Annotated in this window: 5 protein-coding genes and 1 pseudogene (1 of these 6 cut by a window edge); 3 read left to right on the top strand and 3 right to left on the bottom strand. The window is 63.5% G+C overall.

The features are described from left to right. Window positions 1–15 precede the first annotated feature (15 nt). Window positions 16–1,101, bottom strand: a complete 1,086-nt coding sequence (locus HAP41_RS48475; protein WP_166105935.1) for an HlyD family secretion protein — start codon at window positions 1,099–1,101, stop codon at window positions 16–18. A 210-nt stretch (window positions 1,102–1,311) separates the two neighbouring features. Next, complete coding sequence (locus HAP41_RS48470) at window positions 1,312–1,518, bottom strand: hypothetical protein (RefSeq protein ID WP_166098600.1); 207 nt, start codon at window positions 1,516–1,518, stop codon at window positions 1,312–1,314. A gap of 59 nt (window positions 1,519–1,577) precedes the next feature. Here HAP41_RS48470 and HAP41_RS48465 point away from each other — a divergent pair, with 59 nt between their 5' ends. Further along, window positions 1,578–1,742, top strand: a complete 165-nt coding sequence (locus tag HAP41_RS48465; protein ID WP_166098604.1) for a hypothetical protein — start codon at window positions 1,578–1,580, stop codon at window positions 1,740–1,742. A gap of 1,418 nt (window positions 1,743–3,160) precedes the next feature. Here the strand turns inward: HAP41_RS48465 and HAP41_RS48460 are convergent. Next, the gene (locus HAP41_RS48460; RefSeq protein ID WP_166091063.1) at window positions 3,161–4,504 is read right to left on the bottom strand and encodes an IS1380 family transposase; all 1,344 of its coding nucleotides are present in this window, start codon (window positions 4,502–4,504) and stop codon (window positions 3,161–3,163) included. A gap of 298 nt (window positions 4,505–4,802) precedes the next feature. Between HAP41_RS48460 and HAP41_RS48455 the strand changes: the two are divergent. Together HAP41_RS48455 and HAP41_RS48450 are read left to right on the top strand one after the other, a co-directional pair. Continuing rightward, window positions 4,803–5,638 (top strand): annotated as a pseudogene (locus tag HAP41_RS48455) (IS5 family transposase). A 402-nt stretch (window positions 5,639–6,040) separates the two neighbouring features. Next, window positions 6,041–15,829 carry the start of a non-ribosomal peptide synthase/polyketide synthase gene (locus tag HAP41_RS48450; protein WP_321576693.1) on the top strand. 19,989 nt of this gene lie beyond the right edge of the window, so only the first 9,789 of its 29,778 coding nucleotides appear in the window; the start codon lies at window positions 6,041–6,043; the stop codon falls past the right edge of the window.

Raw genomic sequence — 15,829 nt, 5'->3', positions numbered from 1 at the left:
CCTTAGAAAATTTAACTAACGAGGTGACAGGAGCGGGTTAAGCCAATCATCGATCTCGTTGTAGAGTAGTTGCAGGAGTGTGCGCTTCGCCACGAGAAAGCGGCCGCGCACGGTCATGCCCTTCTTCAAATGACCGATTATCCCGTTTGTGAGCTCAAGATAATTTCGGGAGAGCGCGCAGCGGACCTTGAACACAGGGTTCTTGTCACGCAGGGTGAAGTCCTGCGCCACGTCTAGCACTGTCGCGTCGATCATACCCCATTGATTGTAGTTGAAAGCATCGACCTGGAGCCGCACCGGCTGGCCCGGCCTTACGAAACCGATGTCTTTGGACGAAACGTAGATTTCTGCCACCAGTTCGCGGTCGGGCGAGATCCAGCCGACAGTTTGCCCCGCCTGGACGTAGCTTCCGGGCATAAGGCCGGCGAATTGCTCGATAGCCCCTGACACGGGGGCACGGATGATAGTCAGATCACGTTCGTTCTCAAGCTGATGCAAGTTGGCTGTTAGTTCTCTCAGGCGCAGATTAGTGTCGAAGAGCTGCTGGTTCCATTCGGCGGATTTGCTCCGGGCGAGGATCTCGCCTCTCGCCTCAAGGCTCTGGAGAGCGAAAGCCTTTTCCTCAATTGACTTCGCGGGCGCGGCAGCAACCGAGACGAGACGCTGAGCACGCTCGAGTTCTGCGGCGGCATTCCTGCGGGCATATCGGTTCTCCCGCAACAAGTTGAGAAAATGCAGCCACTCGGCCCTGGCGGACTCGGTCCGCAGGGGGATGGGCGCGTCCGCCTGCGCACCGAAAGAGATCATGGTCTGAAGATCAGTGGTGCGATCGTTCTTCGCACGAATTTCGCCAGAGAGCACACTGATCTTCTCTTGAATGCCCTTATCGTCAAGGGCGAGGATTTCTCCGCCTTCTGCAACAATATCGTTCTCAACTGCGAGTACACGTGAGATGCGCCCGGAGGTGGGCGCGATCACAGGAGTCTTCTCGACGGTAGGACGAATCGCACCAGCACTTTGAACTGACAGCGTGACGGTTATGACTGGCAGCGACAGCAACGCCGCAGCGACCGAAGACACGATGATCTTATAGATCGCCAAAGATCGTCCTGTTTCTCGCGACAGGATGCTCTCTGCAGTGAAGTTGATCATTTCAGGAGGGAGCAGGATATTGGTCATTGCAGACGTATATTCCTATCGACGATTGGCTGCCTCCATTGAAACTCTGATCGAGTGGGGCTGGTCGCTGCTTAAGTGGTGCACCGACCAGCGCCGCGCTCTGATTGCGGTTATAAGGCTTTGGCCATCTCATTAAGGATGGCGACCACCGCGCCCGCGAATGATTCCAACTCCAATTATTGCACCGAGCGCCAGTGTCGCAACGTTAACCACTGTTTGAACGACCCTATCGAAGATCTTCCAGAACGAGCCTCCCAAAGTTGCCGCTGCTTCTTCTGGGGATAATTCGGTTACGCCGTAGGCTAGCAGGTCGATTTTCATCGTTGCTCGTTTTTCCATGATTGCTCCTTTCTGTTGTCGATAAACGATGCGCGTCAGCGCCGCCGACTCGCAAGCAGATGGACATCAAGAATCGTGCCAACTGCTCTGAGAAAGCGGAAATCTTTTCCATGCTGCTCGAAGGAGCATCGCCATGTCTGACGCGCGACAATGTAGGTTGTTCGCCGCTGAAGGAGTTCGTGGCCGACTTCACCCTGGAGAACCGGTTCCTAAATAGCTTCTAGGATGATGGAGGAGTACGAGACATGAGATATCCTGCATCCGAGATAGCGTGACCGTCGGCTTTGAACGCCGTACTAGCTAGATGTGTCCTCGATGCGCCGCCGGAACTTGGTAGGCAGTCGATCTAAATCAACAGTGTTGTTGAGTTGACGCTCTCGATCTCTCGCCGAAGCCCGCGTGAAAAGCACGGCCCCGGTTCAGCAGTTGCTACTTCCGGGCGCAGGGCCACTTCGGTCGTCATTGCCTCCCGCGCCGTCTCCAGCGCGATCTTTGCGTTCAGTGTAGGGTCGATCTGCGTCTCGTCTTGGTCGTCATCATACCCCGTCTACCATTCGAATGAGGGCGTCGGCCGTTGTAAAACTCGAGTGCTTGGCTGATACTATGTCGCGCCTCGTCAACACTTCGTAGGCTGAAGGACAATGCCGCCAAGGGCGGGTCGCGAGTTGGATCACCCAGCAACGACCGCCCTTGACCAAGCGCACGGTTCGCGCACGCGAACGGATGCCGGCGGCCAGGGCCGTGGACATGATAGACAACGCCGACGCGCTGATCATGCCTACGGCAATTTAGCAAACACTGTGCCGGCGTCTGAAGTCGTCACTTTCCAACTAAGTGTTCCGCTCTGCTCGTCCACTTCACCGTTTTGGTTTTAGAATCGAATCCCGGGCGAAAGTGGCTTCCACCAAGGGGGGATGCTGGCCACGCAAAAGCAGTTTCTCAGCCTGTTCGCGAGAGAACGAACCTCCCGACGTTGCGGCTGCTTCTTGAGGAGCTAAGCTGCTTACACCGTACGCGGACATGTCAGTCATTATTGTCTCCATCGAAGTGACAAGTCGGTGGTGCTGGTCGTCAGCTGTCGGCCAGCAAGGACCAACAGTCAAGGACCGTGCCAACTCACCCGTAATGAGCCCCCATGCTTGAGGGTCGGCGCCGGACCATCTGGCACAACCCGCTTGCCGTGGGCGGGCCCGTCACCTCAGCGGCGAACATGGGTCACCGTCACCGCGGATCACGGCCTAGTGGGCGCTACCGCATGCGTCCATCTCCACCAGCAGAACTTCGCTGCGCCGCTCGTCTGCTTGAACACTGGCGGTCCTTCGGCATCCGGCCCCGTGAACCTGGAAAGCATGCTTTCTCCGCGTCCTTGTAGGATTGGCAGCACCGAGCGTGGTGCCTATCTCTTGATGTTCTCACTCGATGACGAAAATCCTTGTGAGGCATTCTGACCAGCAAGGGTGATCCTCAAGCAATTAGCCCGCCCTATTCGTGAGAGCGCGGTATTTTGGTCCGACTGGTGCATCCGCACACCTCCGCTGACGAGGCGCACAGGATTGCCTTCGGCTTTTCACCGCCTGACGACCGGTACTTTGCAACGCGCTTGAGGGATGGGTTGGGTGAACGCGGGCGGACGCCCCACCGGTCAAGGACCGAGCGGCAGCAGCGCGCCGGGCAAGCTGCGGATCAGGTCGGCTTCGGGACATGCCGCGGCGAACGCAAGGCGAATGCGGCTCTTGGTCTCGACAACCCGGGCGGCGATTTTCAAGAGCCGAAGACGCAGCGTCGCGAACTCGGCAGTGGCCAATTCCCGGACTTTGGGAATGGCGTCGCGCACGGTCAGCATCAGCCAATAAGCGGCGGTATGGAGAACGAGGCGGACTTGATTGGCGAGCGCCGAACGGCAACTGGTGCGATCGGAGGCGAGCTGCGTCTTATGCAGCTTGATCAGATTCTCGGCTTGGCCGCGCGCGCAATACAGGCTGTCGTAGATCCACTCGGCCGAGCCGACATCGAGGCTGGTGACGACGAAGCGGATGTCGAGGCCGAGCATCGTCGCCTCAATACGGGCGACGGTGCGCCGTTCGCGATCCCAGGACTTTGCCTTGTGGCGCGTCTCGGTATAGCCGCGCAGAACAGCTAGGTTCTCGATGGCGCGTCGGGTGCGGATATCGTCGGCGACCTCGTCGACTTTTCTGGCGAGCGGCCTGGTACCGGACAGACCGAAGATGTAGTCGATGCCGTTGTTCTCGCACCACGTCATCGCCTCCGGCCGAGCATAGTGCCCGTCGCCACGGAACGTAATTCGCGTCTTGTGCCATCGCGTGCGGATGTGCCGCACCAGGCGGCGCAGATGGGCACGCACCTCGACCCCGCCAGGCGTCTTGCCGGGCCGCAGCACGACCGCCACGGGCCGGCTCTTCTCCGTGTCGTAGACGTGGATCGGCAGGAAGCAGCGTTCGTCATAATGAGCGTTGAACAGCGAGAGTTGCTGATGGCCGTGGACGACATCGCAGGTGTCGTCAATGTCGAGCGTGACGGATGCAGGCTCGCACGGATAGCTATCCATCCATGCATCGACCAGGGTGTAGGTCAGGCGGATCACGTCGCGCAGGCGGGGAGCATTCTCCAGCCGCGACAGCGTCGGTTGGGAACACAGATCGCGACCGCTGTCTGGTAGCCGTCCACAGGCCAGCTTGAATGCGGGATCGGACCGCAGATGATCGAGGTCATCGGCGTCCTCGTAGCCGCAGCAGATCGCGAACATGCGAGCGCGAAACATATCGACAAGGCTGTGCACGACCCGCGTCGGATCGCGCCGATCCGGGAACACCCGGGCCAAATTGTTGGCCAAACCGAGACGTCGCTCGGCCATCGCAAGAAGCATCACGCCCCCGTTCGAGGTCAGCCGACCGCCATCGAAGGCAGCTGTGACTTTCTTGGCGTGAACGGCTGGAAACGAGAAGGGTAGACTCGTATCATCGGTCATGGCGGGCGTGGCGCTCGCGGTGGAAGGTGATGGGGTTGGCTTCGCAACCGAATCCTACGCTTCATCAGCGCTTTACACCACGCTCGCCAGCCTCTCAGGCGCCCTCTGACGAATAAGACGGGTTAGTCTTCTCGGCGATCCTCGCCATTGACGGTGCGTGCTTTGTGTTGGGCCGTGTCTGGTCCAAGACGTCGCTGTCCCAGGCCCGACAGTAAGTGTCTGTTCCAAAACATGTTGAGTCGAATGAATCGGTTGTGATTCAAGGTGAGCGGCCTGATTCGATGGGGACGCGCCGCCAATGTGGACTACCGAGAACCGTGCACGCTACGACCGCAGCCGCCTGCGCTATCCGAGCGACTTGACCGACGAGGAGTGGGCGCTGATCGCGCCTCGCATCCCGCCGGCCAAGCGCGGCGGCAACAAGCGTACGGTGGACCTGCGCGAGATTGCCAACGGGCTGATGTACATCCTGAGCACAGGTTGCCAGTGGCGCGCGATCCCCAAGGACCTGCCGCCGCGCTCGACGCTGTATGGCTACTTCGATCTGTGGAGCTGGAACGGCACGCTCGATAAAATTCATCACGCCCTCTATGTCGAATGTCGCGAAAGGGCCGAGCGCGAGGCTTCTCCCACCGCCGCCATCATCGATAGCCAGAGCGTGAAAAGCGCTGAAAAAGGGGGCCTCATGATCTCCATGGCTACGACGCGGGCAAGAAGATCAAGGGCAAGAAGCGGCACATTCTCGTCGACACGCAAGGCCTCTTGATGCACGCCATCGTGCATGCGGCGGACATCCAGGATCGCGACGGCGGCGTGCTCCTGATGGCAACGTTGTTCGGCCTCTATCCCTTTCTTCTGAAGCTCTACGCCGACGGCGGATATCAAGGGCCACATTTCCAGAAGGGGCTGCGTAGCGCTCTGAAGCGCGTGAACCTCGAAATCGTCAAACGCTCCGATCAGGCTCACCGTTTCGTCGTCTTGCCCAAACGCTGGATCGTCGAGCGTACCTTTGCCTGGCTCGGGCGATGCCGAAGACTGTCCAAAGATTGGGAATGCTTCAATCACAGGGCGCTCGCCTTTCTCAAGCTGGCCTCCATCCGACTCATGCTGCGAAAGCTATGCAATCCAAGATAATCTTTCCGGACAGACTCTAAGACGGCAGTATTCAGTCAACGCAGCGATAGGTGCGTTGTTTCTTTAAGAAAAGCCCGCAGAGCGCCATTGGCACGTCGGTTGCTTGAGATGCGCGAGTGATCCCTCACGACCATGATCAAGGGACCGGGTGCCTTATCCTTCGAACAAGTGCATTCAAGAGCTGTTCGAGGTCGAGGTGAGGAAAGCGGCCAACGAAATTTCTATTACTTTGCTCGAACGAGCATTCGAGCGTGACGAGCTTCAGAAGCTGTTCTCGCTGGGCGCGTAGAAATGACAGATATTGTTAGGGGCAGTTTGGAAAATCTGGATGTAGAAGGCTTGAGCAAGCTTCTAGTCCTCGCCAAGGAGAGAAACCGGAGTAGCAGCCGAAAAGCTACGTTGATGCGAAAGGTCGGGCGCGAAACCGCGCTAGCACCATCGTTTGCGCAGCAGCGGCTGTGGTTTTTGGCGCAGCTGGATCAGGGCAGCACGCAGTATCACGTGCCGCTGGCGTGGCGGCTGAAGGGTGGGCTCGACCGCAGCGCCTGGCAACGCAGCCTGGACCGTTTGTTTGCGCGGCATGAGGCGCTGCGCAGCGTCTTTGTCACCTCGGAGGGCAAGCTCCGGGTTGAGCTTCTGCCGGAGGAGGCGGGGCTGCCGGTCGTGGAGCACGATCTGCGGGGCAGGCTGGATGCGGACGCCGCGCTGTCGCAGCTGTGCCAGCAGGAGGCGCGCACGCCGTTTGATCTGGCGCGGGGCCCGCTGATCCGCGGCCGGCTGATCCGGCTGTCGGACGAGGCGCACGTGTTGCTGCTGACCCAGCACCACATCGTCTCGGACGGCTGGTCGCTGGGCGTGTTGGTGGGCGAGCTCACTCAGCTGTACCGGGCATTCGCGGCTGGGCAGGACGATCCGCTGCCGCCGCTTGCGATCCAGTATCCGGACTATGCTGCCTGGCAACGGCAGTGGCTGTCGGGGGAACGGCTGCAGCGCCAGGCGCAGTATTGGCGCAGCAATCTGTCCGGCGCGCCGGCCCGTCTGGCGCTGCCGACGGACCGGCCGCGGCCGGCGCAACAGTCGTTTGCCGGGGCGACGGTCCCGATCATCATTGATGCGGATCTGACGCGGGGGCTGAAGCGGCTGAGCCGGCAGCATGGCACGACATTGTTCATGACCGTGCTGGCGGGGTGGGCTGCGGTGCTGTCGCGTCTGTCGGGACAGGACGATCTTGTGATCGGGGTGCCGAGTGCCAATCGGGGGCACCGCGAGATCGAAGAGCTGATCGGCTTCTTCGTCAACACCCTGGCGCTCCGGCTGGACCTGTCGGGCGAGCCGAGCGTGTCGGAGCTGTTGGAGCGGACGCGGCGCACGGCGTTGGGAGCGCAGGAGCACCAGGAGCTGCCGTTCGAGCAGGTGGTGGAGATCGTGCAGCCGCCGCGGGCTCTTGATCATACGCCGTTGTTCCAGGTGATGCTGGCCTGGGAGAACAATGCGGTTGGGTCATTGGACCTGCCGGGGCTGAGTGTGGAAGCTGCCGGGGAAGAGATTGATCAGGTCAAGTTCGATCTGGAGCTGAGCCTTGGCGAGCAGGGTGAGGAGATCGCCGGAACGCTGGCTTATGCCACCGCGCTGTTTGATCAGACGACGATCGAGCGGCAGCGGGATTATCTGCTGGCGCTGCTGCGGGCGATGGCTGCCGATGCGCAGCAAGAGGTCGGGCGGATTGAGCTGCTGTCGTCCGCCGAGCGCACCTATCTGCTGGAGGAGCTGAACCGGACGGCGGCACCGTATCCTGCGGACAAGTGCATCCAGGAGCTGTTCGAGGCGCAGGTGCGCAAGGCGCCGGAGGCGGTGGCGCTGGTCTATCAGGACCAGCGCGTAAGCTATGGCGCGCTCAATGCGCACGCCAACCAGCTGGCGCATCATCTGATCGCCCTCGGGGTGAAGCCGGATCAGCCGGTGGCAATCTGCGTTGCGCGCAGTCCGCTGATGGTGGTGGGGCTTTTGGCGATCCTGAAGGCCGGCGGGGCGTATGTGCCGCTGGACCCGGCCTATCCGTCGGCGCGGTTGCGCCAGGTGCTGGAGGATGCGGCGCCGCGGCTGCTGCTGACCGATGCGGCGGGCCGCGCCGCCTTGGGCGATGTGGGCCTCGATGCGAGCGTGCTGGAACTCGATGCGGCGGCACCGGCCTGGGCCAGCCTGCCGGAATCGGATCCGGACCCGCGCGCGCTCGGCCTCACCTCCCGCCATCTCGCCTACGTGATCTACACCTCGGGATCCACCGGTACGCCCAAGGGCGTCATGGTCGAGCATCGGAGCTTGGTCAATCTGGGGCTGGCTCAGATAACGCTTTTGGGCGTTTGTTCAAACAGCCGAATAGTGCAGTTTGCCTCCTTTGGTTTTGATGCGAGTGTTTGGGAAATTATAATGGCGTTTGGCTCGGGAGCCGCATTGCATTTGCCTGCGGATGAGCTCTGTCAAGCGAGCACCAAGCTATCGGATTATCTGCGAAGCGAAGCCATCACGCACGCGACGTTGCCCCCAGCCTTACTTCAGCAAAGCAAGCATGTGGAATATTTGGCGTCGCAAGCTCTCATTCTTGCCGGAGAGCTGCCGAAGGCTGAACTTATCCGATGCCTGCCTGCCGCATCCATTGTCAACGGCTATGGACCGACCGAAACGACGGTTTGTGCGACGACCTGGAGTTGTCCGGCTGAGTTTGATGAGGCCATTGTCCCGATCGGCCGTCCGATCGCGAACACGCGGATCTATCTGCTGGACGATCATGGGGAGCCGGTGCCGTTCGGGGCGGTGGGCGAGCTCTGCATTGGCGGTGCGGGGGTGGCGCGGGGCTACCTGAACCGCCCTGAGCTGACGGCGGAGCGGTTCATCGCCAGCCCCTTTGTGGACGGCGACCGGCTGTACCGGACCGGCGACCTGGCACGCTACCTGGCGGACGGCAATCTGGAGTTTTTGGGGCGCAACGACGAGCAGGTGAAGATCCGCGGCTTCCGGATCGAGCCGGGCGAGATCGCGGCGCGGCTCCTCGAGCATCCGGCGGTGGGTGATGCGGTGGTGGTGGCGCGCGAGGATGGCCGCGGCGAGCAGCGGCTCGTTGCGTATGTCGTCGCCCCCGAAGCTGAGGAATCTGATCTTGCCGGGGGTTTGCGCGCACACTTGAGTGCGCGGCTGCCGGACTACATGGTGCCGTCTGCGTTCGTGCGGCTGGCGGGGCTGCCGCTGACGGTGAACGGCAAGGTCGATCGGAACGCGCTGCCGGCCCCGGGCGAGGAGGCGTATGCGCATCGCGCCTACGCGCCGCCGCAGGGCGAGATCGAGACGGCGCTGGCAACGATCTGGGCCGAGCTTCTCGGTGTGGAGCGCATCGGGCGCCACGATCACTTCTTCGAACTGGGCGGCCACTCGCTGTTGGCAGTACAGATGTCGAGCCGGCTGTCGCAGGCGCAGGGTGTCGAGCTGCCGCTGCGGACGCTGTTTGCAAGACCGGTGCTGGCCGATCTGGCGGCAAGCATCGTCGAGCTGTTGAGCCGCTGCGGTCCGCAAGAGCTGCCGGCGATTGTGGCCGTGTCACGTCACGAGCCGCTTGTGCTGTCATTTGCGCAGCAGCGGCTGTGGTTTTTGGCGCAGCTGGATCAGGGCAGCACGCAGTATCACGTGCCGCTGGCGTGGCGGCTGAAGGGTGGGCTCGACCGCAGCGCCTGGCAACGCAGCCTGGACCGTTTGTTTGCGCGGCATGAGGCGCTGCGCAGCGTCTTTGTCACCTCGGAGGGCAAGCTCCGGGTTGAGCTTCTGCCGGAGGAGGCGGGGCTGCCGGTCGTGGAGCACGATCTGCGGGGCAGGCTGGATGCGGACGCCGCGCTGTCGCAGCTGTGCCAGCAGGAGGCGCGCACGCCGTTTGATCTGGCGCGGGGCCCGCTGATCCGCGGCCGGCTGATCCGGCTGTCGGACGAGGCGCACGTGTTGCTGCTGACCCAGCACCACATCGTCTCGGACGGCTGGTCGCTGGGCGTGTTGGTGGGCGAGCTCACTCAGCTGTACCGGGCATTCGCGGCTGGGCAGGACGATCCGCTGCCGCCGCTTGCGATCCAGTATCCGGACTATGCTGCCTGGCAACGGCAGTGGCTGTCGGGGGAACGGCTGCAGCGCCAGGCGCAGTATTGGCGCAGCAATCTGTCCGGCGCGCCGGCCCGTCTGGCGCTGCCGACGGACCGGCCGCGGCCGGCGCAACAGTCGTTTGCCGGGGCGACGGTCCCGATCATCATTGATGCGGATCTGACGCGGGGGCTGAAGCGGCTGAGCCGGCAGCATGGCACGACATTGTTCATGACCGTGCTGGCGGGGTGGGCTGCGGTGCTGTCGCGTCTGTCGGGACAGGACGATCTTGTGATCGGGGTGCCGAGTGCCAATCGGGGGCACCGCGAGATCGAAGAGCTGATCGGCTTCTTCGTCAACACCCTGGCGCTCCGGCTGGACCTGTCGGGCGAGCCGAGCGTGTCGGAGCTGTTGGAGCGGACGCGGCGCACGGCGTTGGGAGCGCAGGAGCACCAGGAGCTGCCGTTCGAGCAGGTGGTGGAGATCGTGCAGCCGCCGCGGGCTCTTGATCATACGCCGTTGTTCCAGGTGATGCTGGCCTGGGAGAACAATGCGGTTGGGTCATTGGACCTGCCGGGGCTGAGTGTGGAAGCTGCCGGGGAAGAGATTGATCAGGTCAAGTTCGATCTGGAGCTGAGCCTTGGCGAGCAGGGTGAGGAGATCGCCGGAACGCTGGCTTATGCCACCGCGCTGTTTGATCAGACGACGATCGAGCGGCAGCGGGATTATCTGCTGGCGCTGCTGCGGGCGATGGCTGCCGATGCGCAGCAAGAGGTCGGGCGGATTGAGCTGCTGTCGTCCGCCGAGCGCACCTATCTGCTGGAGGAGCTGAACCGGACGGCGGCACCGTATCCTGCGGACAAGTGCATCCAGGAGCTGTTCGAGGCGCAGGTGCGCAAGGCGCCGGAGGCGGTGGCGCTGGTCTATCAGGACCAGCGCGTAAGCTATGGCGCGCTCAATGCGCACGCCAACCAGCTGGCGCATCATCTGATCGCCCTCGGGGTGAAGCCGGATCAGCCGGTGGCAATCTGCGTTGCGCGCAGTCCGCTGATGGTGGTGGGGCTTTTGGCGATCCTGAAGGCCGGCGGGGCGTATGTGCCGCTGGACCCGGCCTATCCGTCGGCGCGGTTGCGCCAGGTGCTGGAGGATGCGGCGCCGCGGCTGCTGCTGACCGATGCGGCGGGCCGCGCCGCCTTGGGCGATGTGGGCCTCGATGCGAGCGTGCTGGAGCTCGATGCGGCGGCACCGGCCTGGGCCAGCCTGCCGGAATCGGATCCGGACCCGCGCGCGCTCGGCCTCACCTCCCGCCATCTCGCCTACGTGATCTACACCTCGGGATCCACCGGTACGCCCAAGGGCGTCATGGTCGAGCATCGGAGCTTGGTCAATTATCTCTCCTGGGCCCGCGATGCGTACGCTCCCAGATCATCCTCCGTGATTTCCTCGCCTCTGGTCTTCGATGCGACAATCAACAGCCTGTTTGCGCCTCTGATCTGTGGTGGCCATGCATTCCTTATAAAGGAGAGAGATGAGGTCGAAGGACTCAAAGAGACGGTCCGCTCGGACTGCGGGATCGTCAATATTACCCCGAGCCATCTGAATGCTCTTGGGCAACAGATGCTAGCGGACTCGGCGCCGAGCCGCGTTGGATTGCTTATCATCGGCGGTGAAGCGCTGTCGCATTCGACAGTGGAGTTGTGGCGCAGGATCCAGCCCACGGTGAGAATGGTGAACGAGTACGGCCCAACTGAAGCAGCTGTCGGTTGTATCTTCTATGACATTCCGAGAGAGCCATCTCTACCCAGCAACATCCCGATTGGCCGTCCGATTGCGAACACGCGTGTGTATCTGCTGGATGGTCATGGGGAGCCGGTGCCGTTCGGGGCGGTGGGCGAGCTCTGCATTGGCGGTGCGGGGGTGGCGCGGGGCTACCTGAACCGCCCTGAGCTGACGGCGGAGCGGTTCATCGCCAGCCCCTTTGTGGACGGCGACCGGCTGTACCGGACCGGCGACCTGGCACGCTACCTGGCGGGCGGCAATCTGGAGTTTTTGGGGCGCAACGACGAGCAGGTGAAGATCCGCGGCTTCCGGATCGAGCCGGGCGAGATCGCGGCGCGGCTCCTCGAGCATCCGGCGGTGGGTGATGCGGTGGTGGTGGCGCGCGAGGATGGCCGCGGCGAGCAGCGGCTCGTTGCGTATGTCGTCGCCCCCGAAGCTGAGGAATCTGATCTTGCCGGGGGTTTGCGCGCACACTTGAGTGCGCGGCTGCCGGACTACATGGTGCCGTCTGCGTTCGTGCGGCTGGCGGGGCTGCCGCTGACGGTGAACGGCAAGGTCGATCGGAACGCGCTGCCGGCCCCGGGCGAGGAGGCGTATGCGCATCGCGCCTACGCGCCGCCGCAGGGCGAGATCGAGACGGCACTGGCAACGATCTGGGCCGAGCTTCTCGGTGTGGAGCGCATCGGGCGCCACGATCACTTCTTCGAACTGGGCGGCCACTCGCTGTTGGCGGTACAGTTGATGGAGCTTCTGCGGCGGCGGTCGCTGGGCATCGAAGTGCGCACCCTGTTCGCCCAGCCGGTGCTGGCGGATCTGGCCGCAAGCCTCGGCCACCATCAGGAGGTGGCGGTCCCGGCCAACCTGATCACCGAACGGAGTGCGGCGATCACGCCACAGATGCTGCCGCTGATCGAGCTGGCACAGGACGAGATCGACCGGATCATCGCCACGGTGCCCGGCGGGGTTGGCAACATCCAGGACATTTACGGCCTGTCGCCGCTGCAGGACGGCATCCTGTTCCATCATCTGCTGGCGGCAAAGGGCGATCCATACCTGCTGGTATCGCAGATGGCGTTTGCCGAGCGTGGGCTGCTCGAGCGCTATCTTGCCGCGGTCCAGCGGGTGGTGGATCGGCATGACATCCTGCGCACCTCGTTTGTCTGGGAGGGGCTGTCGCAGCCGGCCCAGGTGGTGTGGCGGAAGGCGCAACTGGAGGTGACCGAGGTCGAGCTGGATGGCGCTCATGGTGCTGGCGCCGAGCAGCTGAGGGAGCGGTTTGATCCGCGCCGGCACCGCATCGAGCTTGGCCGGGCGCCACTGCTGCGGTTTGTGATTGCGCGCGAGCCCGGCAGCGCGCGCTGGCTGCTGCTGGAGCTGCAGCATCATCTGATCGGGGATCACACCACGCTGGACGTGATGCATGCTGAGGTCCGGGCCGAGCTGGAGGGGCGCCAGCATGAGCTGCCGGCGCCGCAGCCGTTCCGCAATCTGGTGGCGCAGGTGCATCTACGCGGTGATGCCGAGGCGGACGAAGCGTTCTTCCGGGAGCTGCTGGCCGACATCGACGAGCCGACCACGCCGTTCGGCTTGAGCGAGGTGCGCGGCGACGGCGGCGGGGTTCGTGAGGCGCATCGGTTGTTGCCGCCGGCGCTCCATGCGCGGCTGCGGGAACAGGCGCGGCGGCTGGGCGTCAGTCTGGCAAGCCTGTGCCATCTGGCGTGGGGGCAGGTGGTGGCGCGCAGCAGCGGCCGCGAGCAGGTGGTGTTCGGCACGGTGCTGTTCGGCCGCCTGCAGGGCAACGCCGGCGCCGACCGCGCCATGGGGCTGTTCATCAACACCCTGCCGCTGCGGCTTGATCTTGATGGGACTGCGGTCGAGGCGAGCGTGCGAACCACGCATGCCCGGCTGGCCGAGCTGCTGGCACATGAGCATGCCTCGCTGGCGCTGGCGCAGCGCTGCAGTGCCATTGCGGCGCCGGCGCCGCTGTTCAGCGCGTTGTTGAACTACCGCCACAACACCGCGGCGGTCGCCACCGCAACCGATGACAGTCTGGTGGGCGTGGAATGGCTGGGCGGGGAGGAGCGCACCAATTATCCGCTGACCTTGTCAGTGGAGGATTTTGGCGAGGCGCTCGGGCTGACGGCGCAGGTGGCGGAGCCTATCTCGGCGGATCGGATCTGCGGCTACATGCAGCGGGCGCTCGAGCAGCTGGCAGAGGCGCTGGAGCGGGCGCCGGACACGCCGGTGCGGGAGCTGGACATCCTGCCAGCGGACGAGCGTACCTATCTGCTGGAGGAGCTGAACCGGACGGCGGCACCGTATCCTGCGGACAAGTGCATCCAGGAGCTGTTCGAGGCGCAGGTGCGCAAGGCGCCGGAGGCGGTGGCGCTGGTCTATCAGGACCAGCGCGTAAGCTATGGCGCGCTCAATGCGCACGCCAACCAGCTGGCGCATCATCTGATCGCCCTCGGGGTGAAGCCGGATCAGCCGGTGGCAATCTGCGTTGCGCGCAGTCCGCTGATGGTGGTGGGGCTTTTGGCGATCCTGAAGGCCGGCGGGGCGTATGTGCCGCTGGACCCGGCCTATCCGTCGGCGCGGTTGCGCCAGGTGCTGGAGGATGCGGCGCCGCGGCTGCTGCTGACCGATGCGGCGGGCCGCGCCGCCTTGGGCGATGTGGGCCTCGATGCGAGCGTGCTGGAGCTCGATGCGGCGGCACCGGCCTGGGCCAGCCTGCCGGAATCGGATCCGGACCCGCGCGCGCTCGGCCTCACCTCCCGCCATCTCGCCTACGTGATCTACACCTCGGGATCCACCGGTACGCCCAAGGGCGTCATGGTCGAGCATCGGAGCACTGTCAACCTGCTGCATTGGAGCAGCGGCGTGTTTGCGGAATCAGAAATCAGCCGGACGCTGTTTGCCACCTCGATCAGCTTTGATCTGTCGATCTACGAGTGCTTCGTTCCACTCTCGCAAGGAACCAGGCTGCACCTTGTCGAGAATGCGCAAACGCAGTCGGATGTCTCCTTAATCAACACCGTCCCTTCGGCGATCGCCGCTCTGCTCGATCAGAAAGCAGTACCGGCTTCGACAAGCGTCATCAATTTGGCCGGCGAGCGGCTGAAGGCGGATCTCATCGCGAAGGCATTTGAGAGCAGTGGTGTCGAGAAGATCTGTAATCTGTACGGTCCTTCCGAGACAACGACCTACTCGACCTGGATTTGCATACGAAGGGGGGACGTTGTCGTTGAAACGATTGGCCGTCCGATTGCGAACACGCGTGTGTATCTGCTGGATGGTCATGGGGAGCCGGTGCCGTTCGGGGCGGTGGGCGAGCTCTGCATTGGCGGTGCGGGGGTGGCGCGGGGCTACCTGAACCGCCCTGAGCTGACGGCGGAGCGGTTCATCGCCAGCCCCTTTGTGGACGGCGACCGGCTGTACCGGACCGGCGACCTGGCACGCTACCTGGCGGGCGGCAATCTGGAGTTTTTGGGGCGCAACGACGAGCAGGTGAAGATCCGCGGCTTCCGGATCGAGCCGGGCGAGATCGCGGCGCGGCTCCTCGAGCATCCGGCGGTGGGTGATGCGGTGGTGGTGGCGCGCGAGGATGGCCGCGGCGAGCAGCGGCTCGTTGCGTATGTCGTCGCCCCCGAAGCTGAGGAATCTGATCTTGCCGGGGGTTTGCGCGCACACTTGAGTGCGCGGCTGCCGGACTACATGGTGCCGTCTGCGTTCGTGCGGCTGGCGGGGCTGCCGCTGACGGTGAACGGCAAGGTCGATCGGAACGCGCTGCCGGCCCCGGGCGAGGAGGCGTATGCGCATCGCGCCTACGCGCCGCCGCAGGGCGAGATCGAGACGGCACTGGCAACGATCTGGGCCGAGCTTCTCGGTGTGGAGCGCATCGGGCGCCACGATCACTTCTTCGAACTGGGCGGCCACTCGCTGTTGGCGGTACAGTTGATGGAGCTTCTGCGGCGGCGGTCGCTGGGCATCGAAGTGCGCACCCTGTTCGCCCAGCCGGTGCTGGCGGATCTGGCCGCAAGCCTCGGCCACCATCAGGAGGTGGCGGTCCCGGCCAACCTGATCACCGAACGGAGTGCGGCGATCACGCCACAGATGCTGCCGCTGATCGAGCTGGCACAGGACGAGATCGACCGGATCATCGCCACGGTGCCCGGCGGGGTTGGCAACATCCAGGACATTTACGGCCTGTCGCCGCTGCAGGACGGCATCCTGTTCCATCATCTGCTGGCGGCAAAGGGCGATCCATACCTGCTGGTATCGCAGATGGCGTTTGCCGAG

The organism is Bradyrhizobium barranii subsp. apii (assembly GCF_011516635.5).
Taxonomy (GTDB): domain Bacteria; phylum Pseudomonadota; class Alphaproteobacteria; order Rhizobiales; family Xanthobacteraceae; genus Bradyrhizobium; species Bradyrhizobium barranii.
This window is presented reverse-complemented; position numbering and strand designations above follow the sequence as displayed.